Origin of the sequence: Massilia oculi, assembly GCF_017582745.1 — a bacterium.
In the GTDB taxonomy this organism is placed as follows: domain Bacteria; phylum Pseudomonadota; class Gammaproteobacteria; order Burkholderiales; family Burkholderiaceae_D; genus Telluria; species Telluria oculi_A.
Genome location: NZ_JAFVIM010000006.1, coordinates 244330 through 269922, shown reverse-complemented (window position 1 = coordinate 269922; position 25593 = coordinate 244330). Strand labels below are relative to the sequence as shown.

At 66.0% G+C, this 25593-nt stretch carries 20 protein-coding genes and 1 pseudogene; 17 read left to right on the top strand and 4 right to left on the bottom strand.

The annotated features are described in order from the left end of the window. The first annotated feature begins 24 nt into the window (after positions 1–24). From araD1 to J3U95_RS10000, 6 genes are all read left to right on the top strand, one after another. A complete protein-coding gene (araD1, locus tag J3U95_RS10025) occupies positions 25–1017 on the top strand; it encodes an AraD1 family protein (protein ID WP_208278448.1) in 993 nt (330 codons plus the stop codon). A 55-nt stretch (positions 1018–1072) separates the two neighbouring features. Beyond that, a complete protein-coding gene (locus J3U95_RS10020; RefSeq protein ID WP_208278447.1) occupies positions 1073–1840 on the top strand; it encodes an SDR family NAD(P)-dependent oxidoreductase in 768 nt (255 codons plus the stop codon). A 152-nt stretch (positions 1841–1992) separates the two neighbouring features. Next, a complete protein-coding gene (locus J3U95_RS10015; protein WP_208278446.1) occupies positions 1993–3903 on the top strand; it encodes a glycoside hydrolase family 97 protein in 1911 nt (636 codons plus the stop codon). Between the two features lie 25 nt (positions 3904–3928). Continuing rightward, entirely contained in the window at positions 3929–5476 is a 1548-nt protein-coding gene (locus J3U95_RS10010) for an alpha-N-arabinofuranosidase (protein ID WP_370662056.1), read from the top strand. 1 nt (position 5477) lies between these two features. Next, the gene (locus tag J3U95_RS10005) at positions 5478–6500 is read left to right on the top strand and encodes an arabinan endo-1,5-alpha-L-arabinosidase (RefSeq protein WP_370662055.1); all 1023 of its coding nucleotides are present in this window, start codon (positions 5478–5480) and stop codon (positions 6498–6500) included. Next, positions 6497–8842: a glycoside hydrolase family 127 protein gene (locus J3U95_RS10000; protein WP_208278445.1), complete on the top strand. Its 2346-nt coding sequence runs from the start codon at positions 6497–6499 to the stop codon at positions 8840–8842. The genes J3U95_RS10005 and J3U95_RS10000 overlap by 4 nt, the downstream gene beginning before the upstream one ends. A 10-nt stretch (positions 8843–8852) precedes the next feature. Here J3U95_RS10000 and J3U95_RS09995 read toward each other — a convergent pair whose 3' ends face one another. Together J3U95_RS09995 and J3U95_RS09990 are read right to left on the bottom strand one after the other, a co-directional pair. Next, positions 8853–9557 carry an anti-sigma factor gene (locus tag J3U95_RS09995; protein WP_208278444.1) on the bottom strand — a complete coding sequence of 235 codons (705 nt, stop codon included), beginning with the start codon at positions 9555–9557 and terminating at the stop codon, positions 8853–8855. Then, positions 9554–10141 (bottom strand): sigma-70 family RNA polymerase sigma factor, encoded by a 588-nt coding sequence (locus J3U95_RS09990; protein ID WP_208278443.1) that lies wholly within the window; start codon positions 10139–10141, stop codon positions 9554–9556. The genes J3U95_RS09995 and J3U95_RS09990 overlap by 4 nt, the downstream gene beginning before the upstream one ends. Positions 10142–10382: 241 nt before the next feature. On the opposite strand from J3U95_RS09990, the gene J3U95_RS09985 reads away from it, so the two are divergent. From J3U95_RS09985 to J3U95_RS09945, 9 genes are all read left to right on the top strand, one after another. Beyond that, a complete protein-coding gene (locus J3U95_RS09985) occupies positions 10383–11360 on the top strand; it encodes a ferritin-like domain-containing protein (RefSeq protein WP_208278442.1) in 978 nt (325 codons plus the stop codon). 144 nt (positions 11361–11504) lie between these two features. Beyond that, positions 11505–12476, top strand: coding sequence for an ABC transporter substrate-binding protein (locus J3U95_RS09980; RefSeq protein ID WP_208278441.1), 972 nt, complete (start codon positions 11505–11507; stop codon positions 12474–12476). A gap of 7 nt (positions 12477–12483) precedes the next feature. Beyond that, entirely contained in the window at positions 12484–14007 is a 1524-nt protein-coding gene (locus J3U95_RS09975; protein ID WP_208278440.1) for a sugar ABC transporter ATP-binding protein, read from the top strand. A 59-nt stretch (positions 14008–14066) separates the two neighbouring features. Then, positions 14067–15098, top strand: coding sequence for an ABC transporter permease (locus J3U95_RS09970; protein ID WP_229519754.1), 1032 nt, complete (start codon positions 14067–14069; stop codon positions 15096–15098). Continuing rightward, entirely contained in the window at positions 15095–16075 is a 981-nt protein-coding gene (gene yjfF, locus J3U95_RS09965; protein WP_208278438.1) for a galactofuranose ABC transporter, permease protein YjfF, read from the top strand. Before J3U95_RS09970 ends, yjfF begins: the two co-directional genes overlap by 4 nt. A gap of 15 nt (positions 16076–16090) precedes the next feature. Beyond that, positions 16091–17041 (top strand): glycoside hydrolase family 43 protein, encoded by a 951-nt coding sequence (locus J3U95_RS09960; RefSeq protein WP_208278437.1) that lies wholly within the window; start codon positions 16091–16093, stop codon positions 17039–17041. Positions 17042–17062: 21 nt separating this feature from the next. Beyond that, positions 17063–18004: a LysR family transcriptional regulator gene (locus J3U95_RS09955; protein ID WP_208278436.1), complete on the top strand. Its 942-nt coding sequence runs from the start codon at positions 17063–17065 to the stop codon at positions 18002–18004. 190 nt (positions 18005–18194) lie between these two features. Continuing rightward, positions 18195–20402: a hybrid sensor histidine kinase/response regulator gene (locus J3U95_RS09950; protein WP_208278435.1), complete on the top strand. Its 2208-nt coding sequence runs from the start codon at positions 18195–18197 to the stop codon at positions 20400–20402. Between the two features lie 68 nt (positions 20403–20470). Then, complete coding sequence (locus J3U95_RS09945; RefSeq protein WP_208278434.1) at positions 20471–21160, top strand: fumarylacetoacetate hydrolase family protein; 690 nt, start codon at positions 20471–20473, stop codon at positions 21158–21160. Here J3U95_RS09945 and J3U95_RS09940 read toward each other — a convergent pair. Then, the gene (locus J3U95_RS09940; protein ID WP_208278433.1) at positions 21061–21939 is read right to left on the bottom strand and encodes a hypothetical protein; all 879 of its coding nucleotides are present in this window, start codon (positions 21937–21939) and stop codon (positions 21061–21063) included. The genes J3U95_RS09945 and J3U95_RS09940 overlap by 100 nt on opposite strands. A 109-nt stretch (positions 21940–22048) precedes the next feature. Between J3U95_RS09940 and J3U95_RS09935 the strand changes: the two are divergent. Next, a pseudogene (locus J3U95_RS09935) lies at positions 22049–22983 on the top strand (alpha/beta fold hydrolase). A gap of 122 nt (positions 22984–23105) precedes the next feature. Beyond that, positions 23106–23963 carry a hypothetical protein gene (locus J3U95_RS09930; protein ID WP_208278432.1) on the top strand — a complete coding sequence of 286 codons (858 nt, stop codon included), beginning with the start codon at positions 23106–23108 and terminating at the stop codon, positions 23961–23963. Between the two features lie 25 nt (positions 23964–23988). Here J3U95_RS09930 and J3U95_RS09925 read toward each other — a convergent pair whose 3' ends face one another. Next, the gene (locus J3U95_RS09925; protein WP_370662054.1) at positions 23989–25590 is read right to left on the bottom strand and encodes a methyl-accepting chemotaxis protein; all 1602 of its coding nucleotides are present in this window, start codon (positions 25588–25590) and stop codon (positions 23989–23991) included. Positions 25591–25593: the final 3 nt, after the last annotated feature.

The window sequence follows — 25593 nt, the reverse complement described above, 5'->3', positions numbered from 1 at the left end:
CATAAAACATAGGAGACCCGAACCATGCTGCTCGTCCAATTTCTGACCGAATCGAATGAACGCCGCGTCGGCATCCTGAACGACGCCACCATCCGCATCATCGACGGCTACGCCACCACGCTGGAACTGGCGCGCGCCGCGATCGCGCAGGGCCAGGGGCTGGCCGCGCTCGCCGACGCGGCGGCCGGCGCGGGTCACGTCGACTACGACGACCTGGCCAGGGCCGGCCGCATCCTGCCGCCGGTCGACCATCCCGACCCTGCCCACTGCTACGTCACCGGCACCGGCCTGACGCACCTGGGCAGCGCCGACACGCGCGACAGCATGCACAAGAAGATCGGCGGCGATATGGAGGCCCTGAGCGACAGCATGAAGATGTTCCGCCTGGGCGTCGAAGGCGGCAAGCCGGCGCCAGGCACCCCCGGCGTGCAGCCGGAATGGTTCTACAAGGGCGATGGTTCGATCCTGCGCGGCAGCGGCCAGGACCTCGACATGCCGGCATTCTCGCTCGACGGCGGCGAGGAGCCGGAAATCGCCGGTCTGTACCTGATCGGTGACGACGGCCAGCCCTACCGCCTGGGCTATGCGATCGGCAACGAGTTCTCGGACCACGTCACCGAACGCCAGAACTACCTCTACCTGGCGCACTCGAAGCTGCGCAACTGCGGTGTCGGCCCCGCGCTGCTGATCGGCGAGCTGCCGGCCCACGTGGAGGGCGTGTCGCGCGTCATCGGGCTCGATGGCCAGGTGCGCTGGGAGAAGGCCTTCGTCAGCGGCGAGCAGAATATGTCGCACACGCTGGAAAACCTCGAATACCACCATTTCAAATATGGCCTGTTCAAGCGCGCCGGCGACGTGCACGTCCACTTCTTCGGCACCGCGACCCTGAGCTTTGCCGATGGCGTCCAGGTCAAGCCAGGGGAGACCTTCGAGGTCGAGGCGCCGGCCTTCGGTCCGGCCTTGCGCAACCGCCTGGCCGTACATGACGCCCCGTACGTGAAGGTCAAGCGCTTATGATGCCTTGAGCAGGCCCGCAGAGGCCTCGGCAAGATAATAAGAGATGGAGACAAGCATGGAACAGACGGGGAACTACCCCAGCCTGCGGGGCAAGCGGGTATTCGTGACGGGAGGCGGGACCGGCATCGGCGAAGCGATCGTGCAGGCTTTCGTGGAGCAGGGCGCAGTGGTGGCCTTCGTCGACGTCGCGCGGCAGGCCAGCGAGGCGCTGTGCGCACGGCTGGCGGATGCGGGGCCGCATGCGCCGGTCTACCGCCATTGCGACATCACCGACATCCCGGCGCTGCAGCGCACGATGGCGGAGCTGGCCGCGCAGCTGGGCGACTTCGACATCCTGGTCAACAATGCGGCGAACGACCAGCGCCACGACATCCAGGACGTCTCGCTCGACTACTGGAACGAGCGCACCGCCATCAACCAGCGTCCGATGTTCTTCACCTGCCAGGCGGTCCTGCCGGGAATGAAGAAGAAGGGCGGCGGCTCCATCATCAATTTCAGCTCCATGTCGTGGCACGCCAAGGGCGCCGGGTATCCGGTCTATGCCACCACCAAGGCGGCCGTGATCGGCCTCACGCGCAGCCTGGCGCGCGACCTGGGGCCGTTCGGCGTGCGGGTCAACACGGTCACGCCGGGCTGGGTGATGACCCAGCGTCAGGTCGAGCTGTGGGTCGACGCGGCGGCCGAGGTGGAGATCAAGAAGGCGCAGTGCCTGCCGGGCAAGCTGATGCCCGACGACGTCGCGCGCATGGTGCTCTTCCTCGGCGCCGACGACAGCAGGATGTGCACGGCGCAGGATTTTGTCGTCGATGCTGGCTGGACCTGATCGTCTGTAGCTGCAATACGGGACTCGCTCACGCTGGCGTTCCCGCTCACTCAAACAACGTCATTCCCGCTTAGGCGGGAGTCCAAGTTCCGCGACCACTTACGCAAAACTTGGGTACCCGCCTACGCGGGTACGACGTACTGGAGCTTGCCATGACTGCATACCGCTTCACCGCTCTGCTCGTCCTTGGGGCCTTCTGCGCACAAGCGCACGCCGCACCGCTTACCAGCCCAGACCGCCACATCGCGGTCGAGGTCACCGTGTCCCCCACGGGCACACTGACCTATGCCGTCACCCGCGACGGAAAACCCGTCATCCTGCCGTCGAACCTCGGCATCGCGGTGCAGGGCGCCGACCTGACCCAGGGCCTGACACTGGCCGCCAGCTCCCAGGTCAAGCCGATCGAAGACCGCTACGAACTGGCCACCGCCAAGAAGCGCCACATCACCTACCGCGCCAACGAACAGACCCATACCGTGCGCAACGCCCAGGGCCAGGCGATGGACGTGACCTTCCGCGTCTCGAACGACGGCGTCGCCTTCCGTTACCGCGTCGCCGGCAAGAACCTGAAATTCGTCCGCGAAACCACGGCCTTCGCCTTCGATCAGTCCGCGAAAGCCTGGCTGCAGCCGATGTCGGTCGCCCAGACCGGCTGGTCGAACACGAATCCCTCCTACGAAGAACACTACCAGCGCGAAATCCCGGTCGGCACCCCGTCGAGCCTGGGCGCCGGCTGGGTCTTTCCGGCGCTGTTCCGTACCGGCGAGACCTGGGTGGCGCTCACGGAAGCGAACATGGACGGCAGCTTCCACGCCTCGCGCCTGCACACCGATTCGCGCGGCGGCGTCTACCGCCTCGACGTCCCGGCGGCGCCGGAGGTGTTCACGAACGGCGCACTGCTGGCCGAGTCAAAGGGCGATCTGATCACGCCGTGGCGCATCGTCGCGCTGGGCAGCCTGCGTACGCTGGTCGAATCGACCCTCGGTACCGATCTGGCGGCGCCCGCGATCGCCTTCGACAAGGCCAAAATCCAGCCCGGCCACGCATCCTGGAGCTGGGCGCTGCTCAAGGACGACGGCACCTATATCGACACCCAGAAGCGCTTCGTCGACTACGCGGCCGACATGGGATGGGACTACACGCTGGTCGATGCCGATTGGGACCGCAAGATCGGCTTTGAGCGCATGCGCGAGCTGGTGGACTATGCGGCCGCGAAGAAGATCGGAATCCTGGTCTGGTACAACTCGTCCGGCGCCTGGAACAAGACGCCATACACTCCGAAAGGCGCGCTGCTCAGCCCCGCAGCGCGTGCGCGCGAGTTCGAACGCCTGCGCAACATGGGCATCAAGGGCGTCAAGATCGACTTCTTCGCCGGCGACGGCAAGTCGATGATCGCCTATTACGTCGACATGCTCCAGGCCGCGGCCGATGCGGGCCTCTTGGTGAACTTCCACGGCGCCACCTTGCCGCGCGGCTGGTCGCGCACCTTCCCGAACCTGATGACGGTGGAGGCGGTGAAGGGCTTCGAGTTCACCACCTTCGACCAGAAGGACCAGGATGCGATGCCGCCGCACGCCGCCATGCTGCCGTTTTCCCGCAACCTGTTCGACCCGATGGACTACACGCCGCTGGTGTTCGGCGACATCCCCAAGATCAAGCGCGTCACGCGCAACGGCTTCGAGCTGGCCGAGGCGGTGCTGCTCCTGTCCGGAATCCAGCACTTCGCCGAGCGGCCCGAAGGCATGGCCGGCGTTCCCGATTACGTAAAGAACCTGTTGCGCGAGCTGCCGCGCAGCTGGGACGACGTGCGCTTCATCGACGGCTATCCGGGCCGCCATGCGGTCATCGCGAGAAAGAGCGGCGACAGCTGGTATGTGGCCGGGTTCAATGCCGACAACGAAGCGCGCAGCGTCGATCTCGACCTCTCTTTCATCGAAGGGCGCAGCGGAACCTTGACCACCGACGGCGATGGCGAACGCGCGTTCAGCCAGGCCCCGATCAAGGCCGGCAAGACCAGCGTCAGCATCAAACCACGCGGCGGCTTCGTCGCGGTATTCAAATAAGACTTACTAAAACCAGGAGACGACAGTGAAAGCATTCAAGCCCATCATCCTCGCATGCAGCCTTGCCGCCTTGCCGGCCCTGACCTTCGCCCAGGTGAGCGTGTCGGTCGACACGACCAAGCCGGGCCCGGTCATCAACAAGAACGTGTACGGCCAGTTCGCCGAACACCTCGGCACCGGCATTTACGAGGGCTTGTGGGTGGGGCCGGAGTCCAGGATCCCGAACACCCGCGGCTGGCGCAACGACGTGGTGGGCGCGCTGAAGGAGCTGAAGGTGCCGCTGGTGCGCTGGCCGGGCGGCTGCTTCGCCGACGAGTACCACTGGCGCGACGGCATCGGCGCGCGCAACAAGCGTCCGGTCAAGGTCAACACCCACTGGGGTGGGGTGGCCGAGGACAACGCGGTTGGCACCCATGAGTTCTTCGACCTGGTCGAGCTGCTGGGCACCGAAGCCTACGTCAACGGCAATCTCGGTTCCGGCACCCCGCAAGAGATGGCCGAATGGCTCGAGTACATGACCTCGGACACCAAGTCGTCACTGGCCGAACTGCGGCGCAAGAACGGCCGCAAGGAGCCGTACAAGGTCGCCTATTTCGGCATCGGCAACGAGGCCTGGGGCTGCGGCGGCAACATGAAGCCGGAATATTATGCCCACCTGTACAACCACTACGCCACCTTCCTCAAGACGCCGCCGGGCGCGCGGCCGAAGATCGTCGCCAGCGGCGGCAACGACAACGACACCAAGTGGACCGATGTGTTGAGCCGCGAAGCCGCGCGCGGCACCGACGGCATCAGCTATCACTACTACACCTTGCCGACCGGCGTGTGGGACAAGAAGGGCGCCGCGACGGGCTTCCCGGAATCGGAATGGTTCTCGACCATCCAGCAGACCCTGCGCATCGACCAGCAGATCAAGCAGAACATCGCCGTCCTGGACAAGAACGATCCGCAGAAGAAGATCGGCTTCTACGTCGATGAGTGGGGCACCTGGTATGACGTGGAGCCGGGCACCAATCCGGGCTTCCTGTTCCAGCGAAACACGATCCGCGATGCGGTCGTGGCGGCACTCAACTTCAACATCTTCCATGAGTACGCCGAGCGGGTGCGCATGACGAATATCGCGCAGATGGTGAACGTGCTGCAGGCGATGATCATCACCGAAAAGGACAAGATGCTGCTCACGCCGACCTACCACGCCTACAAGATGTACATCCCGTTCCAGGACGCGACCAAGCTGCCGGTGGCGGTCGACAACGACGTGGCCTATTCGAGCAACGGCAAGGCGGTGCCGGGAATCAGCGCCACCGCGGCGCGCGGCAAGGACGGCAAGGTCTACGTCGCCCTGGTCAACACGCACCCGACCCGCGCCAGCGACGTGGCGCTGAATGTGGCGGGCATGAACGTGGGCAGCGTCTCGGGCCAGGTCCTGACGGCCGAGAAGATGGATGCCCACAACACCTTCGAGCAGCCGCAGGCGGTCAAGCCGGCGCCGTTCAGCGCTAAGGCGGCCGACGGCAAGCTGACGATCAAGGTGCCGGCAAAGGCCGTCATGGTGTTCGCCGTCGAGGCGTGAAGTGAAGGCCGCGCGCGCGATCGCCTTTGTCGCGATGGCGGCGGCGGCCGCGCTGACCGGTGCGGCATACGCCGCCCAGGTCGGCGTGCACGACCCGGTGATGACGAAGGAGAAGGATCGCTACTACCTGTTCAGCACCGGCCCCGGTATCACTGTCTACAGCTCGCACGACATGAAGACCTGGAAGCCGGAAGGACGCGTATTCCCGGAAGGCCCGGCGTGGGCGACGAAGGCCGCGCCGAGCTTCAATGGCCATATCTGGGCGCCCGATATTTACCACCATGACGGCAAGTACTACCTGTACTACTCGGTGTCCGGCTTCGGCAAGAACACCTCGGCCATTGGCGTGACCGTCAACAGCACCCTGGACCCGCGTGCGCCCGGCTACAAATGGGAAGACCAGGGACTGGTGGTGCAGTCTGTGCCGGGCCGCGACCTGTGGAATGCGATCGACTCGCACGTGATCGACGACGACCAGGGCACGCCGTGGATGTCGTTCGGCTCGTTCTGGGGCGGCCTCAAGCTGGTGAAGCTGGACGCCAGCCGCACCCGCCTGGCCGAGCCGCAGGAATGGCACACGATCGCCCGTCGCGAACGTCCCGCCTTCACGCCGGACGAAGAAGCCGCGCCGGCGCAGATCGAGGCGCCGTTCATCTTCCCCAAGAACGGCTGGTACTACCTGTTCGCGTCCTGGGACCTGTGCTGCAAGGGCAAGGACAGCTCCTACAAGGTGGTGGTGGGGAGGTCGAAGAGCGTCACCGGTCCCTATCTCGACCGCAATGGCGTCGACATGGCCAGGGGCGGCGGCTCGCTCGTGATCCAGGGCGACGGCGACTGGCAGGCGCTCGGCCACAACAGCGCCTATACCTTCGACGGCAAGGACTATATGGTGCTGCACGCCTACGAGACCGCCGACAAGTACCGGCAAAAGCTGAAGGTGCTCGACATGACTTGGGATGCGGGCGGCTGGCCCGTGCTCGATCAGAAAGACCTGAACCGCTACCAGAGCGTACTGCAAAAATGAAGACTTGCATCGCTGCCTTGACCCTGATCGCCGCCGGCGCCTGCGCGCAGGCGGCGGAGCTGTTCCCGCTCGCCGCAGTGCGCCTGGGCCCCGGTCCATTCCTCGACGCCCAGGCCACCAACCTGAACTACCTGATGGCGATGGAGCCCGACCGCCTGCTTGCGCCGTTCCTGCGCGAAGCCGGCCTGCAGCCGCGCCGGCCCAGCTATGGCAACTGGGAATCGACAGGCCTGGACGGTCATATGGGCGGCCATTACCTGTCGGCGCTGGCGCTGTTGCATGCCTCGACCGGTGACCAGGAAGCCTTGCGCCGCCTGAACTACTTCGTGGCCGAGCTCAAACGCGCGCAGCAGGCCAACGGCGACGGCTATCTCGGCGGCATTCCCGGCGGACGCCAGGCCTGGCGCGACATCGCGGCCGGCAAGCTGGAAGCCGATAACTTCTCGGTCAACGGCAAGTGGGTGCCCTGGTATAACCTGCACAAGGTGTATGCCGGCTTGCGCGACGCCTACCGCTACGCTGGCAACGAGGATGCGAAGATCATGCTGGTGCAGCTGTCCGACTGGGCGCTGGCCTTGAGCTCGAAGCTGTCGCCGGAACAGATGCAGACCATGCTGCGCAGCGAACATGGCGGCATGAACGAGATCTTCGTCGACGTGGCCGAGATGACGGGCGAGCGCAAATACCTCGACCTGGCGCTGGCCTTCTCGCACCAGGCTGTGTTGCAGCCGCTGGCGAGAAAACAGGACCAGCTGACCGGACTGCACGCGAACACCCAGATCCCGAAGGTGATCGGCTTCAAGCGCATCGCCGACATGACGGGACGGCAGGACATGGGCGAAGCGGCGCGCTTCTTCTGGCAGACCGTGGTCGACAAACGGACGGTGGCCATCGGCGGCAACAGCGTCAAGGAGCACTTCCACAGCACGGGCGATTTCGATCCCATGGTGCACGAGGTCGAAGGCCCGGAAACCTGCAACACCTATAACATGCTGAAGCTGACCGGGATGCTGTTCCAGTCGGAGCAGAAGGGCAGCTACGGCGACTACTACGAGCGGGCGCTGTACAACCACATCCTGTCGTCTCAGCGGCCGGAGGGCGGCTTCGTCTACTTCACGCCGATGCGGCCGAACCACTACCGCGTGTATTCTCAGGTGGACAAGGGCATGTGGTGCTGCGTCGGCTCGGGCATCGAGAGCCACGCCAAGTACGGCGAATTCATCTACGCGCACGACAAGGACACGCTGTTCGTGAACCTGTTCGTCGCCTCCACCCTGGACTGGAAGGAAAAGGGCGTCAGGATCACCCAGGCCACGACTTTCCCGGATATAGACACCACGCGCCTGACGGTCGACGGAGAAGGCCGGTTCGCGATCAAGATCCGCTACCCGGCATGGGTAGCGCCTGGCCGCATGGAGGTGAAGGTCAATGGCACTGCGGTGAAGAGCGACGCGCAGCCGGGCAGCTATGCGACCATCGAGCGCACCTGGCGCAAGGGCGACCGGGTCGACGTGCGGCTGCCGATGACGACGCATCTCGAACAGATGCCGGGCAGGTCGAATTACTACGCCGTGCTGCATGGCCCGGTGGTGCTGGCGGCGCGCACGCGCATGTTTGATGATGACAAGCTGAATTACCTGGCTGACGACTCGCGCATGGGGCATATCGCTTCGGGGCCAACGTGCCCGTTGGAGGCGGCGCCGATGTTCGTCAGCGATTCGACGGACTTCATCGCCCGCTTCAAGCCGGTGGCCGGCAAGCCGCTGACGTTCACGGCGCCGGGCCTGGTGCATGGCGCGGATGGGCCGCGCACCGAGTTCATACCTTTTTTCCGCCTGCATGAGTCGCGCTACACGATGTACTGGCAGCATGCGACACCGGATGGGCTGAAGGCCCAGCAGGCCGCGAACGCAGAGCGCGAGGCGGATCGGATCGCGCTCAATGCCAGGACCATCGACCAGGTCGCGCCGGGCGAGCAGCAGCCGGAGTCGGATCACTTCTTCAAAGGGGAGGGCAGTGAGGCCGGGATCGACAACGGCCGGCACTGGCGGCATGCGGCGGGGTGGTTCAGCTATGAGCTGAAGGATCCGAAGGGGGAGGCCAGCGTGTTGCGGCTGGCGTTTTCCAGGGAGGATGCGGGGCGGCGGTTCGATGTGCTGCTCAACGACCAGTTGTTGGCGAGCGTCAGCCTGGCGGCGGATGTGGTGGAACAGATCTACACCGTGGATTATCCGATTCCTGCGTCGATACGCCAGGCCACCAAGGGCAAGCTGAGCGTGCGCTTCGTCGCCAGGCCGGGTTCGGTGACCGGCCGGCTGTATGGATTACGGTTGCTAAGATAAGGGCCGGCCGCTACAGCATCCGCACCCAGTTGCCTTTGTAGAGGATCGGCCCGGTCGGCCCGTCCGGTTTCGGCGAGCCGCCGCGCGGTTCCAGCGACACGGCGAGCAGCGCCACGTCGTCGCCGATCGCCGTCCGGCTCAATTCGAGTTCGATCACGCCGCGGTCGGACAGCACGCCCAGCGAACGCGGATTGCCTTGCTTCGGCACGGCCCACAGCTGCAGGCTGCGGTCGGCGGCGACCGGGGCCGGCTCGACCAGACGCACGGTCAGTAGCTGGCGACGACTGTCGCCGGTCAGTACCAGCGCGGTGCGGGCCTTGTCGTCCTGCAGTGTGGCGAGGTAGTCGACCCGTGGACGGTCCAGCAGCGACGAACCGATCATGCCCACCAGAAGCAGCGCGCAGGCCATCGAGGCCAGCCCGAGCGTACGCCAGAAGACCAGCGATTCGCTGCGCCAGAACTGCCATGCGGCGTGACGGCGCCGCAATCCGAGCCGCCGTTCGATGGCCAGCCAAACCCGCCCGGGCGCGGCCTGCGGGGACGAGAATTCGGCCATCGGCGCCAGGCGCTCTTCCCATTCGTGCACGAGGCGGCGCAGGGTCCCGTCGTCGCGCAGATGGGTCTCGAAGCGGCGCCGCGCGCCGCCCTTGAGTGTGCCCAGGACGTATTCGGCGGCCAGTTTGTCGCACAGGGCGGGATGGTCGCGCAGCTTCATGGCCGTTCGCCTTTCGCCAGGCAGGCCTTCAGACGTTCCAGGCTGCGCCGGATCCAGGTCTTGACAGTGCCGATGGGGATGGCCATCTGTTGCGCTACCTCGCTGTGCGACAGGTCATGGAAGAATGCCAGCCCCACGACTTGCCGGTGCTCACCCTCGAGCGTCGACATGCAGTAGGCCAGCGCCTTGGCGTCGCGGCTGATGAGCAGCGCATCGATCGGTGTCGCGCGCGGATCGTGCAGCGCGGCCATGACGCCTTCGTCGAACACCGGTCCGTCGATGCCGGCATCGTGCGCTTGCCTGCGCAGCAGGTCGAGCGCCTTGTTGCGCACGATGGTCGTCATCCACGTCATGGGCGCGGCCAGGTGTGCCTGATAACTGGCGGCGCCATGCCAGATCGCTACGAAGCCATCCTGCAGGGCTTCCTCCGCCAACTCCCGCTTACCCAGTATACGCAGCGCGAAGCCGAACAGTTTTGGCGATGTGGCGTCGTAGAGCAGGCGAAACGCGGGCGCGTCGTGCCGCGCTGCCGCTTGCAGCCAGCCCCTGAGCTGTTCGGGATCGATCGGGTGGGAGTCTGGCACCGGGCACCTTGACGTTAGCGCGTGGGAAAGAAATCTGCTTGTTTCGACAATATCACGCGCTATCGCCGAGCACGCGCACGCGAGCGGCCTCGCGTGTCGTCAAATAGTTGAAACCGAACGCAGCCGGCGCGAGTACAAGCTGCATGCGCCGTGTCGCTGGTTTCAAGCAGATTTCCTGATTGAAATTCTTAAGCATGCGCTGGCGAAGTTTCTTGATTGCTATTCCGACAGGAGAACTACCATGACAGACACGAATGTGACCTTGGCATTACTCGAATCACGCAAGCAAAAGCTGGAAAAACGGCGTTCCTTCTTCAAGAATGTCGGCGGCATCAGCGTCGGCATGGTGGGCGGCACCTTCCTGAGCGCCTGCGGCGGCTCGGTCAAGGATGCCATCGCCCAGGCTGCGACGCCGACCGACGTCGACATCCTCAATTTCGCGCTCAATCTCGAGTACCTGGAAGCACAGTTCTATTCGTATGCGGCGCTGGGCATCGGCCTTCCGGCCAATCTGCTGACCGGGGCCGGCACGCAGGGTGCGGTGACCGGCGGCCGCCAGGTGCAGTTCAAGGATCCGCTGGTGGCCCAGTATGCGAAGGAAATCGCGCAGGACGAGATCGCCCACGTCGCCTTCCTGCGCGGCGCGCTTGGCACGGCAGCGGTGGCCCAGCCGGCGCTGGACATCGGCGGCACCGATCCGAACGGCACGTTCTCGAGCGCGGCGCGCGCGGCCGGTCTGGTCGGCCCGGGCGTCGCTTTCGACCCGTATGCCAGCGACGAAAACTTCCTGCTCGGCGCCTTCATCTTCGAAGACGTCGGCGTGACCGCCTACAAGGGCGCTTCGCCGCTCATCCAGAACAAGACCTTCCTCGAGGCGGCGGCCGGCATCCTGGCGGCCGAGGCCTATCACGCGGGGCTGGTGCGCACGGTGCTGTACTCGAAGGGATTGAGCACGCCGTCGCTGCGCACCGCGGCCGGCGCGATCTCGGACGCGCGCGATAGCCTTGATGGGACGAGCGATGTGGACCAGGGCATCGTTCACGCGTCGGATGCGACCGTGTCGAACATCGTCCCGCTGGACAAGGACGGCATTGCCTTCAGCCGCACGCCGGGCGATGTGCTCAATATCGTTTATCTGACCAGGGAGTCGGTCACCATGGGCGGATTCTTCCCGCGCGGGGCGAATGGGGTGTTGAATATGAGCTCGGCATATTCCTGAGCCGTGACCGAAGGACCTGCCTGCCGGTCCAGGGGGCAGGTCGCGATAGATATTGAAAAACATATCGCAACTCTCAAAAAATTGATTGGATCAATATCTCGCTTTGTCCTAGGATTGCATAACAACAATACCGGAGACAAAGTGATGAGACTGACCCGTAGGAACGTCCTGGGTGTCGCAGTTGCCTCGACGGTGGCCGCCGCAATCGCGCCGGCCGCCGCCTTCGCCGCCAAGCCCTTCACGATCGGCTTCTCGCAAGTCGGCGCCGAAAGCGAATGGCGCACTGCCAACACCGCCTCGATCAAGGACGCCGCCAGGAAGGCCGGCATCAACCTCAAGTTCGCCGACGCGCAGCAGCGCCAGGAAAACCAGGTCAAGGCGATCCGTTCCTTCATCGCCCAGCGCGTCGACGTCATCGCCTTCTCCCCGGTCGTGGAATCCGGCTGGGACACCGTGCTGCGCGAAGCCAAGCGCGCCAATATCCCCGTCATCCTGACCGACCGCGGCGTCAAGGTCAGCGACGAGTCGCTGTACGTCACCTTCCTCGGTTCCGACTTCGTGGAAGAGGGCCGCCGCGCCGCGCGCTGGCTGGTGGAACACGCGAAGAAGAACCCGACTCGCGCCTACAACATCGTCGAGCTGCAGGGCACCGTGGGTTCGGCGCCGGCCATCGACCGCAAGGCCGGCTTCGCGGAAGTCATGAAGCTTGAACCGCGCCTGAAGATCATCCGCTCCCAGACCGGCGACTTCACCCGCGCCAAGGGCAAGGAGGTGATGGAAGCTTTCCTCAAGTCCGAGGGCAAGAACATCACCGTGCTGTATGCGCACAACGACGACATGGCGATCGGCGCCATCCAGGCGATCGAGGAAGCCGGCCTGAAGCCGGGCAAGGACATCCTGGTCGTGTCGATCGACGGCGTACGCGGCGCGTTCGAGGCCATGTTGCAGGGCAAGCTGAACGTGACCGTCGAATGCAACCCGTTGCTCGGCCCGCAGCTGATGGAAGCGGCCAAGGCGGTCAAGGCCGGCAAGCCGGTGCCGAAGCGCATCGTGGTGCAAGAAGGTGTCTTCCCGGCCGAAGTCGCAGCCAAGGAATTCCCGAACCGCAAATATTGAGGCGGCCATGCTCGCCTCGACCACGGCAGTGCCGGTGCTCGACGTCACCGGCATCCACAAACAGTTCCCGGGCGTGAAAGCGTTGTCGGATGCGGGCCTGCGCCTGTATCCGGGCGAAGTCCATACCTTGATGGGCCAGAACGGGGCCGGCAAGTCCACCCTGATCAAGGTGCTGACTGGCGTCTACCAGCCGGAGCGCGGCAGCATCGTGCTCGATGGCGAGCGGATCGAACCGCGCTCGACCCAGCACGCCCAGGAACTCGGCATCAGCACGGTGTACCAGGAAGTGAACCTGTGCCCGAACCTGTCGGTCGCCGAGAACATCTTCATCGGTCGCTATCCGCGCCGCTTCGGGATGATCGACTGGCGCCGCATGCGCCGCGACGCCACCGAGCTCCTCGCGCGCCTGCAGGTGAACGTCGACGTCAGCCGGCCGCTGGCCAGCTATCCGCTGGCGATCCAGCAGATGGTGGCCATCGCTCGCGCGCTGAACATCTCGGCCAAGGTGCTGATCCTCGACGAACCCACGTCCAGCCTCGACGAGGCAGAGGTGCAGCTGCTGTTCTCGGTATTGAAAAGCCTGCGCGAGCAGGGCATGGCGGTCCTGTTCGTCACCCACTTCCTCGAGCAGACCTATGCGATCTCGGACCGCATCACGGTGATGCGCAACGGCGAGCGCGAAGGCGAATACCTGTGCAGCGAGCTGTCGCGCCTGGTCCTGGTGAACAAGATGATCGGGGTGGCCGCCGACACCCAGGAACAGCCGCAGACCTGCATCGAAGAAGGCCACCAGGCCGGTCCGACCCTCCTGCAAACAAGAGAACTCGCGCGCCGGGGCGTGCTGGCGCCGCTCGACCTGACCATCAGGCAGGGCGAGTTGCTGGGCCTTGCCGGCCTGCTGGGTTCCGGCCGCACCGAGACCGCGCGCCTGCTGTTCGGCGCCGACAAGGCGGACGATGGCGCGATCGAGATCGGCGGTCGTTCAAGCACCTTCGCCACCCCGCGCGACGCGATTCGCGAGGGCATCGGCTTCTGCTCCGAAGACCGCAAGCACGAGGGCGCGATCCTGGACCTGTCGGTGCGCGAAAACCTGATCCTGGCCCTGCAGGCGCGCCAGGGATTGCTGCGCGCGATCCCGCTGCGGCGCCAGCAGGAGCTGGCCGACTACTACGTGAAGCAACTGGGGATCAAGACGGCGTCCATCGAGACGCCGATCGGCACGCTCTCGGGCGGCAACCAGCAAAAAGTGCTGCTGGCGCGCTGGCTGGCCACCGAACCGAAGCTGATGATCCTCGACGAACCCACCCGCGGCATCGACGTGCGGGCAAAGCAGGAAATCATGGATTACGTCACCACACTGTGCCGCAAGGGCATGGCCATCCTGTTCATCTCGTCCGAACTGCCCGAGGTGCTGCGCGTCTCCGACCGCATCGTCGTCATGCGCGACCGCAAGGCCTGCGGCGAGTACCGCCGCGGTGAGCTGGACGACAGCTCGGTGCTGCATGTGATCGCAGGGGAGGGCTGCCAATGATCGTCAAGGAACAAGCGCCCGTGGCGGCGGCCACGCCGGCCACGAAGCCGAACACGCCCATGCCCGCCTCCTTGCTCGCGCGCGCAACAGGGCATCACCTGTTCCGCCCCCTGGCCGCGCTGGCCGCGCTGCTGCTGATCGACTTGCTGCTGATTCCCGGCTTCTTCCGCCTGGAGATCAAGGACGGCCACCTGTACGGCTCCCTGGTCGACATCGTCAACCGCGCCGCGCCGCTGATGCTGGCGGCGATCGGCATGACCCTCGTGATCGCCACGCGCGGCATCGACATCTCGGTCGGCGCCGTGGTGGCGCTGTCCGGCACCGTGGCGTCGATGCTCATCGGGGGCACGATGGTGATCCAGGACGGCGTGCCGGTCTACGTGGCCGAGACGCCGATGCTGCTGGCGATGGCGGCCGCCCTCGGCGCGGCGCTGTTGTGCGGCCTGTGGAACGGTGCGCTGGTCGTCGGCCTGGGCCTGCAACCCATCGTCGCGACCCTGATCCTGATGGTGGCGGGGCGCGGTCTGGCCCAGCTCCTGACCGATGGCCAGATCGTCACCGTCTATTATCAACCGTTCTTCCTCCTCGGCAGTGGCTACCTGTTCGGCCTGCCGTTCGCGCTGTTCGTGGTGGCGGCGGTGTTCGGCATCACCGCGCTGCTGCTGCGCCACACCGCGCTCGGGCTGTTCATCCAGGCGGTCGGCATCAATCCTGTTGCCGCGCGCCTGGCCGGCATCCGCACCGCGGCCCTGATCGTGTTCGTCTACGTGTTCGCTGCCGCCTGCGCCGGCATGGCGGGACTGATGATCAGCTCCAACGTCAAGAGTGCGGACGCCAACAACGCCGGCCTGATGCTGGAACTCGACGCCATCCTGGCCGTGACCCTGGGCGGCACCTCGCTCGCCGGCGGCAAGTTCAGCCTGGCCGGCTCCATCATCGGTGCGCTGATCATCCAGACGCTCACCTACACCATCTATTCGCTGGGCGTGCCGCCCGAGGTCAATATGGTCGTCAAGTCGGTCGTCGTGTTCCTGGTCTGTATTTCTCAGTCGGACCAGTTCAAGCGCCTGTGGAAGCGGAGGGCGGCATGAACGCGGTCGTCGAGCAGGCACGCAAGCTGTCGAGCGCCCCTTCCTTTACTTCGCTGGTCACGGTGGTCCTGCTGGCCGCGATGCTGCTGGTCGGCGGCGCCCTGTACGAAGGTTTCCTGTCGCTGCAAGTGATGCTCAACCTCCTGATCGACAACGCCTTCCTCCTGGTGATCGCGATCGGCATGGGCTTCGTGATCCTCTCGGGCGGGATCGACCTGTCGGTTGGCGCCGTGCTGGCGCTGTCGACCATGATCGCGGCCTGGCTGCTGCAGGTGGCGCACTGGCCGCCGCTGGCGGTGATCGCCACCGTGCTGGCGCTGGGTTTCCTGTTCGGCGGCGGCATGGGCGCCGTCATCCATTATTTCCGCCTGCAGCCCTTCATCGTCACCCTGGCCGGCATGTTCCTGGCGCGCGGCCTGTGCTACCTGATCAGCATCGAGTCGATCACGATCGAGGATCCGCTGTTCGTGGCGATGTCGCAGACGCAGATCCCGTTCTTCGGCGGCTTTGTCTCGCCCGGCGCCCTGATCGCACTCGCCATGCTGACCTTCGCGGTCTGGCTCGCCCACTACAGCGGCTTCGGGCGCGCCGTGTATGCGGTCGGGGGCAACGAGCAGTCGGCCGCGATGATGGGGCTGTCGGTCGGCCGCACCAAGATCCTGGTGTATGCCTTCAGCGGCTTCTGCGCCTCGCTGGCGGGCCTGCTGTTCGCGTTCTACATGCTGTCCGGCTACGGCCTGCATGCGCAGGGCACGGAGCTCGATGCCATTGCCGCCGTCGTCATCGGCGGCACCCTGCTCACCGGCGGCTACGGCTACATCCTCGGCTCGCTGTCCGGCGTGCTGGTGCTGGGCACGATCCAGACCCTGATCGCCTTCGACGGCACGCTCAGCTCGTGGTGGACCAAGATCGTGATCGGCGGCCTGCTGTTCGTGTTCTGCGTGGTGCAGCGCGTGATGGCGTTCAAATCCAAATAAAACCAGGGAGACACGATGTTCAAGAACGCCATACTCGCCGCTGGCCTGTGCGCGGCAGCCTGTGCGCATGCGGGCAACCCGATCGTGAAGGACATCTTCACCGCCGATCCCGCGGCGCTGGTCGACAACGGCCGCGTCTACGTCTATGTCGGCAAGGACGAGGCCCCGGTCGGCGGCAAGGACTACGTGATGAACGAGTGGCGCGTCTATTCGAGCTGTGACATGAAGCGCTGGACGGATCACGGCTCGCCGCTGCGCTACTCGACCTTCAAGTGGGCCGGGCGCGATGCCTGGGCCTCGGACATCGTCAAGCGCGACGGCAAGTACTATTTCTACTCGACCGTCGATCACGCCACCATCCCCGGCAAGGCGATCGGCGTCGCCGTCTCCGATAGCCCGACCGGTCCCTTCGTGGATGCCCTCGGCAAGGCGCTGGTCTCGAACGACATGACCAGGCAAACCAAAATCCTGTGGGACGACATCGATCCGGCCGTGTTCATCGACGACGACGGCCAGGCCTATCTGTACTGGGGCAACACGGTCATGAAGTACGCGAAGCTCAAGCCCAATATGATCGAGCTGGATGGCCCGATCCACACCGTCGGCCTCGAGCACTTCGTCGAGGCGGCCTACCTGCACAAGCACAAGGGCAGCTATTACCTGACCTATTCGCGCCACTTCCCGGAAGAGACGGTGTACATGACCGGCCCCACGGCCGTCGGCCCCTGGACCATGGGCGGGGTGATCATGGACAAGAACACCAACGTCAACACGATCCACCAGGCCATCGTCGAGTTCAATAACAAGTCCTACATCTTCTACCACAACGGCAAGCTGCCCACGGGCGGCGAATACCGGCGCTCGGTCGCGGTCGAAGAACTGCGCTACGGCCCGGACGGCGCCATCCTGCCCGTGCCGCAGACGGCGGAAGGTCCTACCGCGAATCCGGCGCCGGGCTGCAAGTGAGCAGGCTGATATGATTTCCTGATGGATACGACAAACCCGAACTGGTTCCTGAAGGCGCGCCTCAAGACGCGCCAGCTGCTGCTGCTGATCGCGCTGGACGACTACCGCAACATCCACCGTGCGGCCGAGGAACTGCACATGACGCAGCCGGCGGCGTCCAAGCAGGTCAAGGACCTGGAAGAGATGCTCGACGTGCGCCTGTTCGAGCGCCTGCCGCGCGGGATGGAGCCGACCATCTACGGCGAGACCATGATCCGCCACGCACGCATGGCGCTCACCAGCCTGGCGCTGGCGCACGACGACATCGTCGCGCTCAAGGCCGGGCTGGCGGGGCAGGTCGAGGTGGGCGTGATCATGGCGCCGGCGATGGCGCTGCTGCCGCGCGCGATCGCGCGCATCAAGGAGCAGGCACCGCTGCTGCGCATCGGCGTGCAGCTCGAATCCAGCAACGTCCTGCTCGACAAGCTCAAGCACGGCACCCTCGACTTCATGATCGGCCGCATCCTGGACAAGGAGGATTCGACGGGCCTGATCTACGAAGAGCTGAGCGAGGAGCCGGCCTGCGCCGTCGTCCGCCCCGGCCATCCGCTGCTGGAGCGGCGCGGCCTCACCCTCGAGGACATCGCCGCCCGGCCGTGGATCCTGCCGTCGCCGGGCAGCATCCTGCGCCACCGCTTCGACATGATGTTCCGGCGCGCCGGCCTGGCGCCGCCGGTCAATGTGGTCGACACGACGGCGATCCTGCTGGTGACGGCGCTGCTGCAGCAGACCGACGCCCTGCACGTGATGCCGCAAGAGGTGGCGCAGTACTACGCCTCGCTGAACGTGATGCGCATCCTGCCGATCGAGCTCCCATGCAAGATGGATGACTTCGGCATCATCCGCCAGCAAGACCACTTGCTGTCGCCGGGCGCAGACCTGCTCTTGACGGCCGTGCGGGCCGCCGCCGCCGAGATCTATTAGCTAATTGTTGTAGTGCAATTGCAACCACCAAAAGTCACTGATGTGTAACGGGCGCAGCCCGATCTGTTTGCTCGCTATAATCGCCCACAACGAGAAAATGTTGGCGGCGGGGCAATAAGAACGCGAGGGGAAACGTTCCAGTGTATTAAGCCCAGCCAGCTTCGCGAGAGAACCACACTGGGTAATCCTGATGAGCAATCTGAGCAGTTTCCCGCCGGCGGCCGTCGGCGGTTTGGCGCTGGGAGAGCCGCACACTTGGCCTGAGGGCTTGCGCGCCATTGGCGACCTGATCCAGGCCTCGCGCTTCCCGATGTTCCTGGCAATTGGCGACGACCTGCGCCTGTTCTACAACGACGCCTATTCCGACCTGCTCGGCGACAAGCACCCGGCAGCGCGCGGCGCGCCATACGCGAGCGTGCGCCCCGAGCTGTGGGAGCGCATGCGTCCATATTTCGCACTCGTGCTGGCCGGCGAAGCGACCCAGCTCCAGCACGCCCTGATGGAATTCGAGCGCAACGGCAAGCGCGAGCGGCGTTTCTTTTCCGTGTCGCTGTCGCCGGTGCGCCATGCGGGGCAGGTGGCCGGCGTCTATTGCGTGCTCACCGAAACCACATCGGACGTGCTGTCCCAACACCGCCACGCCTTCCACCAGAAGCTGGGCGAGACCCTCGACGGCCTGGACGACGCCATCCACATCATGAAGGCCACCAGCGCCATGACCGGGCAGACCCTGGGCGTGGCGCGCGTCGGCTACGGTGAAATCGATTCCGCCGGCCGCACCGTCAGCATCGACCGCGACTGGACCGAGGGCCGCATGGTCAGCCTGGCCGGCATGTCGCACGCCCTGGATGAATTCGGATCCGCGATCGCCGACATGCTGCGCCAGGGCCGCACCGTGCGCATCGACGACGTCGCGGCCGATCCCCGCTCGGCGCCATGCGCCGCGGCCTATGCCGGCATCGGCGCGCGCGCGGTGGTGATCGTGCCGATCATCGAGGAAGCGCGCCTGTCGGCCGTGTTCTACCTGCACGAGCCGTTCGCGCGCCACTGGACCGAACAAGAGACGGCGATGGCCGAGGACGTGGCGCGCCACACGCGCGAGGTGGTGCGCCGCTCGCGTCTCGAGGAAACGCTGCGCGATGCGGCGCTCGAGCGCGACGCGCTGCTGCAGAGCGAGCGCGCGGCGCGGGTGCAGGCCGAGCGCCTGAGCCACGCCAAGGACGAATTCCTGGCTATGCTGGCGCACGAGCTGCGCAACCCCCTGGCGCCGATCAGCAGCTCGGCCAGCCTGCTGAGCATGCAGTTCGCGGCCGAACCGCGCATCTGCCAGACCAGTTCCATCATCAGCCGCCAGGTCAAGCACATGAGCCGCCTGATCGACGACCTGCTGGACGTCTCGCGCGTGACGCGCGGCCTGGTCAAGCTCAAGCTGGCGACGATCGACTTCCGCGAGGTGGTGACCGGGGCGCTCGACCAGACCCGCCCGCTGGTGCTGGAAAAATCGCACCAGGTGCGGGTCGAGCTGCCCGATGCGCCGGTCTGGGTGCGCGGCGACCAGACGCGCCTGGTGCAGAGCGTGGCCAATATCGTCAACAACGCCGCCAAGTACACGCCGAAAGGCGGCCAGCTCACGCTTGCGCTCGAGGCGGTCGATGGCCGCATGGCCTTGCGCGTGCGCGACAACGGGTCCGGCATGCCGCCCGACCTGGTGCCGAGCGTGTTCGACCTGTTCACCCAGGGCGCGCGCACGCTGGCGCGTTCGCAGGGCGGGCTCGGGCTGGGCCTGACCCTGGTCAAGCGCCTGATCGACCTGCACGAAGGCGAGGTGGCGGCGCACAGCGAAGGCGTCGGCTTCGGCAGCACCTTCACGCTGACCTTGCCCTGCGTGGCGGGCGCCTGCGACGGCAGTGAAGCAGGGCCGGGCGACCCCGAGGACGCGCGCGCCGTCCTGCAGCGCAAGCTGCGGGTGCTGATCGTGGACGACAACAGCGACGCCGCCGACAGCCTGTCCACCTTGCTGCAGGTGCAGGGCCACGCCACTTCAGTCGAATACGATGCGCAATCGGCCCTGCGCCGCGCGCGCGCCGAGCGGCCCGACGTGATGCTGATCGATATCGGCCTGCCCGATGTCGATGGCTACCAGCTGGCCCAGGAGCTGCGGTCGCTGCCCGAGACGGCGGCCACGGTGCCGGTCGCCGTGACCGGCTACGGCCAGGCCAAGGACCGCGAACGGGCGCTGCAGGCGGGCTTCGCCCACCACCTGGTCAAGCCGGTCGACATGACGGCGCTGGCGCGCATCCTCGAGTCCAGCGCGGCGCTCGCGGCGGTGGCGGAAGCGGCATCGGCACCCAAGCCGGCGTCGGCGTCCGAATCCGAGGAGACGATGGCGCCGGCCTGAATAGGCCGTCGGACCACGGGCGTTCGTGGCGGTAGTATGATCATGCTTCCCTCTATGAAAGGATGAGCATGTCCGAATTCGTCATCACCGCACCCGCCACCCCTTCGGTGGCCGTCAGCGGTTCGAGCAGCCGTTTCCCGGTGCGCCGCGTGTTCTGCGTCGGCCGTAACTACGCCTCGCACGCGCGCGAGATGGGAAGCGATCCGAACCGCGAGCCGCCGTTCTTCTTCACCAAGCCGGCCGACGCCGTGGTGCCCGCCGGCGGCGCGGTGCCATATCCACCGTCGACCGACGACCTGCACCACGAGATCGAACTGGTGGTGGCGCTGGGCGCGGGCGGCGCCAATGTCGACCCGGCTAATGCGCTCGACCTGGTGTGGGGCTATGGCGTGGGCCTGGACCTGACCCGGCGCGACCTGCAGGCGGTGGCCAAGGACACCGGCCGCCCATGGGACATGGCCAAGGGCTTCGACGCCTCGGCGCCATGCAGCGCCCTGCATCCGGTGAGCGAAGTGGGTCATCCTTCTGAAGGCCGTATCTGGCTGGAAGTGAACGGCGCCCTGCGCCAGGAGGGCAACCTCAATGAGCTGATCTGGCCGATCGCCGACGTGATCGCCTACCTGTCGCGCTTCGTGACGCTGGCGCCGGGCGATCTGATCTATTCGGGCACGCCGTCGGGTGTGGCGGCGCTCAAGCCGGGCGACCGCGTGCGCGGGGGCGTCGACGGCGTCGACACCTTCGAGCTCGAGATCCGCTGAGCTTCGATCAAACTCTCCATCTGCGCCTGCAAGGCCTGGCGCGCAGCGTCGAGCTGGGCGCCGTTGGTCTTGCTCGATAGCGCAGAAAGGTCCTTGCGGCCCAGGAAGTAGGCGACCCGCTCGGCGTTCGCGCCGGAAGGGTGGGGCAGGCCGTGCAGGATTCGGTCGGCGCGCAGCACGCCTTGCGCCGCCAGCCAGTCCAGGCCTTCGCCGACGCTGGCCCCCATCGGGATGTATACAGCGTCGGGCAGCATGGCCGCTTCATGCGCGAAGTAGCGCAGCGTTTCTTCGCGTAGAAAGGCATGGCGCGGCATGGCGGGCGTGCCGCTGTAGTTCTTGCCGTTGACGAAGACCGGATGGCGCAGGATGGCGCCGATGTGGACCAGGCCGGCATCGGGGCCGAACAGGGTGGCGCAGCTGGCGATGCCGAGCCAGCGCTGCACGCCGATCGCATCGAGCAGGGCCACGAAATTGGGCCGGATCGCGCCGCTGAAGGCGCCGGCCTGGCGCGCTGCCACCAGCACCTCGTCGGTTGAAGCGCCCGCGGCCATCCGGCGCTGCGCCTCGCGCATCGCATTTTTCCACTGCACGAAACCGGGAGAGATCCCGACCACCACCACGCGCGCCGCGCGGTTCACCGATTCGAACGGAATGTAATAGCTGCGGTAACGCCCTTCATGTGCCAACAGGAAGCGTTCTGGAATGCCGGCGGGTGCGGCGATGGCATCCAGGTCCAGGCGGGCAATGGCATCGGCGTAACGGTCGAAAAGAATTTCCATGAGGCAGGTTGTGCGAGTGCGACGAGCTGGGCATTGTGCCAGTCTTTCGGAAGGCGTGAAACCGCGCCAGATGCGCTACGCTGGCGGTATCGCGTGCGAGGAGACGATCATGAAAGCGTACCGCTCAGTCTGCTGCACCTTCGCCGTTTGCTTCCTGGCGCTGGCGGCGCGGGCCGCCGAACCGTCGATGCCCGCGGGCTTCAAGACGGCCAGCGTCCAGACCGCCGACGGCGCCACCATCCACGTCCGCAGCGGCGGCAAAGGCCCGGCGGTCGTGCTCATCCACGGCTTCGGCGACACCGGCGATATGTGGGGTCCGCTGGCCGCGCGCCTGGCGCGCAATCACACCGTCATCGTACCCGACCTGCGCGGCCTGGGCCTGTCGTCGAAGGCGCCGGGCGGCTACGACAAGAAGTCGCAGGCCGCCGACATCCCCGCCGTCGTCGAGCGATTCGGCCTGGACCGGGCCGACGTGGTCGGCCACGATATCGGCACCATGGTGGCCTATGCTATGCGGTGCGCTATCCGGACAAGGTGACGCGGCTGGTCGTGATGGACGCCCCCGTGCCCGGCGTGGCGCCGTGGGACGAACTGGTGCTCGATCCCCGCCTGTGGCATTTCAATTTCGGCGGCAAGGAAGCCGAACGCCTGGTGGCGGGCCGCGAGCGCATCTTCCTGGACCGCCTGTGGAACCAGTTCGCCGCCGACCCGGCCAGGGTGGACGAGGCCACCCGGACCTACTACACCAGGCTGTATGCGCAACCCGGCGCCATGCGGGCCTCGTTTGCGCAATTCAATACGATCGCCACCCATGACGTGGCCGACAACCGCGCCGCATCGAAGGTCAAGCTGACGATGCCGGTGCTGGCGGTGGGCGGCGAAAAATCGTTCGGTCCGATGATGGCCACGGTGATGCGCAATGCCGCAGTAGACGTGCGGCAAGCCGTCGTGCCTGGCGCCGGCCATTGGATGATGGAAGAAAATCCGGACGCAACCGTCGAGCTTATCGACGATTTCCTGACCGCCGAAGTTGTCGCCCGATGAGCTAACACGAACGGTGCCTTATATAGTCATGTCCCGCTCGCTGCATTGAGATGCGTCAGTGCGCATGAACTGATACGCTAGCGATAACGACGCACTTTGCGCCAGATCGAGCGGAGGTTTTCATGTCGCAAGTTGCATTGATCACCGTGCATGGCATGGGGGAAACGCTGCCCGGGTATGCGGACGGCCTGATGGCGCAGCTGCGCAGCCGTATGGGCGGGCTGGCGCCCCAGGTGACGATGCGCTCGGTCTATTATCAGGGCATCCTGCACGAGAACCAGCGCCAGGTCTGGGAGCGCACCGCCGCCGGCGGCAAGGTGCGCTACGACGCCTTGCGCAAGTTCGTGCTGTACGGCCTGGGCGACGCCGCCGGACTGGAAACCCGCAAGGAGATCCCCGGCTCGGTCTACGAGCTGGCACAGGGCGAGATCGCGGGCGCGCTGCTCTCGTGCCATGCGGTCCGTCCCGACATGCCGGTGGTGTTCGTTGCCCAGTCGCTGGGCGGGCAGGTGCTGTCGAGCTATCTGTACGACGCCCAGAAGGCGGCCGCCGGGCGTCCGGTCGGCGCCGGCATCTGGCGCAATATCGACGCCTGGGCATCCGGCGCGCTGGGCCGGCCATTGACCGCGAGCGAGCGCGTGTTCCTGGGCGGCGGCACTTGCGCCGGCCTGGTCACCACCGGCTGCAATATTCCGATCTTCGTTGCCGCGCACAAGGAGATGGACATCATCCCGATCGCGCCGCCGACATCGCTGTTCAAGTGGATCAATTTCTACGATCCGGACGACGTGCTGGGCTGGCCGCTGCAGCCGCTGTCGGGCGGTTACCGGGCGCTGGTCGAGGACCGCGCGATCAATGCCGGCGGCGGCATTGCCGGCCTGCTGGCGCGCAGCTGGAATCCGCTGTCGCACGAGAACTATTGGGAAGACGGCGCGGTGCTCGACGCGATCGCCGCCATGCTGCGCCGGCTGGCGGCCTGATTTTTCGGCAGGCCGCCGGCGGTCCTTACATCGCCAGCGCCGGGCTCTTGCGCCGCGCCAGGCGCGGCTGGCCAGCCGCGTCCCCATTGCCCAGCCTGAAGCCGGCCGCCACCTCCGCCAGGCGCGCCGCCTGTTCCTGCATGCTGGCTGCAGCAGCGGCGGCCTGTTCCACCAGCGCCGCGTTCTGCTGCGTCACCTGGTCCATCTGCGTGATCGCCTCGTTCACCTGGTGGATGCCGGTGCGCTGTTCCTGGGTGGCCGAGGTGATCTCGGACATCATGTCGGTCACGCGCGCCACGCTGGTGACGACGTCGTTCATGGTGGTGCCGGCCTGCTGCACCAGGGCGGTGCCGGCATTCACCTGGGTCATCGAGTCGCCGATCAGGCCCTTGATTTCCTTGGCCGCGCTGGCCGAGCGCTGCGCCAAGTTGCGCACCTCGCTCGCCACCACGGCGAAGCCGCGGCCCTGTTCGCCGGCGCGCGCCGCTTCCACCGCCGCATTCAGGGCCAGGATATTGGTCTGGAAGGCGATGCCGTCGATCACGCCGATGATGTCGACGATCTTGCGCGCCGAGGCGTCGATCGAACCCATCGTGTCGACCACCTGGCCGACGATGGCGCCGCCGCGCGCCGCGACTTCGGATGCCGCCTGGGCCAGGCCATTGGCCTGCACCGCATTGTCGGCATTCTGGCGCACGGTCGCCGTCAGTTCTTCCATCGAGGCCGCCGTCTCTTCGAGCGAGCTGGCCTGCTGCTCGGTGCGGTTCGAGAGATCGTGGTTGCCGGCCGCGATCTCGCCCGATGCGGTGGAGATGGCGTTGGTGCCTTGCTGGACCTCGGCCACGACCCGGGCCAGGGCGCCGTTCATGGTTTCCAGGGCCCGCATCAGGTCGCCCACTTCGTCTTTCGGGTAGGTGGCGAAGGTATTGCCAAGGTTGCCCGCCGCGACCGTCCTGGCCACGTCCACGGCGCTGTCGAGCGGACGGGTGATGCTGCGCGTGATCATGACGGCGGCTACCGAGCCGAGCGCCGTGGCCAGCACGGTCAGCAGGATGACCAGGCGCGTGCTGCGCTCGTTCGCGGCTTCGATGTCGAGCGCGATCTGGTCGATCGACTTGCGCTGGATTTGCAGCAGGCTGAGCACCCGCGCGCCATAGGCGGTGGCGGCCGGGGAAAAGACTGTTTCATAGGCCTGCTCGGCGCCGGCGGCGTCGCCCGCGGTGCGGGCGTTCATCACCACTTCCTTGGCCTCCTGGTATTTCTTGCGCAGGCCCAGGATCTCTTGCAGCGTCTGTTTTTCTTCGGGCGAATCGAGCAGCACTTCGACTTTCTTGAGGATCGCGGTGGTGTCGGTGACGCTGTCCTTGATCGGCTTGGCGAACACGGTCGACAAGGTGCTGTCGGTGCTGCGCGCGATCAGCGAGGTGCGGGCGATCGCCGAATACGTCATGACGTACCAGTCCGAGACCAGGCGCTCCTTGGCCAGGGGTTTTTGCATCATCTGGTGGGTGGCTTCGGCACTGCTGCGCGTGGTGTACAGCGCAAAGGCGGTGCCGGCCAGGGAGAGAACGAGGATCGTGGCGAACGCGAGCGTCAGGCGCGAGCCGATGCGTAGATTTTTTAACACGAT

Coding starts and splice junctions, on each gene's coding strand:
- araD1 (WP_208278448.1), top strand. CDS start 25: ATGCTGCTCGTCCAATTTCTGACCGAATCGAATGAACGCCGCGTCGGC.
- J3U95_RS10020 (WP_208278447.1), top strand. CDS start 1,073: ATGGAACAGACGGGGAACTACCCCAGCCTGCGGGGCAAGCGGGTATTC.
- J3U95_RS10015 (WP_208278446.1), top strand. CDS start 1,993: ATGACTGCATACCGCTTCACCGCTCTGCTCGTCCTTGGGGCCTTCTGC.
- J3U95_RS10000 (WP_208278445.1), top strand. CDS start 6,497: ATGAAGACTTGCATCGCTGCCTTGACCCTGATCGCCGCCGGCGCCTGC.
- J3U95_RS09995 (WP_208278444.1), bottom strand. CDS start 9,557: ATGAAGCTGCGCGACCATCCCGCCCTGTGCGACAAACTGGCCGCCGAA.
- J3U95_RS09985 (WP_208278442.1), top strand. CDS start 10,383: ATGACAGACACGAATGTGACCTTGGCATTACTCGAATCACGCAAGCAA.
- J3U95_RS09980 (WP_208278441.1), top strand. CDS start 11,505: ATGAGACTGACCCGTAGGAACGTCCTGGGTGTCGCAGTTGCCTCGACG.
- J3U95_RS09975 (WP_208278440.1), top strand. CDS start 12,484: ATGCTCGCCTCGACCACGGCAGTGCCGGTGCTCGACGTCACCGGCATC.
- J3U95_RS09970 (WP_229519754.1), top strand. CDS start 14,067: ATGCCCGCCTCCTTGCTCGCGCGCGCAACAGGGCATCACCTGTTCCGC.
- yjfF (WP_208278438.1), top strand. CDS start 15,095: ATGAACGCGGTCGTCGAGCAGGCACGCAAGCTGTCGAGCGCCCCTTCC.
- J3U95_RS09960 (WP_208278437.1), top strand. CDS start 16,091: ATGTTCAAGAACGCCATACTCGCCGCTGGCCTGTGCGCGGCAGCCTGT.
- J3U95_RS09955 (WP_208278436.1), top strand. CDS start 17,063: ATGGATACGACAAACCCGAACTGGTTCCTGAAGGCGCGCCTCAAGACG.
- J3U95_RS09950 (WP_208278435.1), top strand. CDS start 18,195: ATGAGCAATCTGAGCAGTTTCCCGCCGGCGGCCGTCGGCGGTTTGGCG.
- J3U95_RS09945 (WP_208278434.1), top strand. CDS start 20,471: ATGTCCGAATTCGTCATCACCGCACCCGCCACCCCTTCGGTGGCCGTC.
- J3U95_RS09940 (WP_208278433.1), bottom strand. CDS start 21,939: ATGGAAATTCTTTTCGACCGTTACGCCGATGCCATTGCCCGCCTGGAC.
- J3U95_RS09930 (WP_208278432.1), top strand. CDS start 23,106: ATGTCGCAAGTTGCATTGATCACCGTGCATGGCATGGGGGAAACGCTG.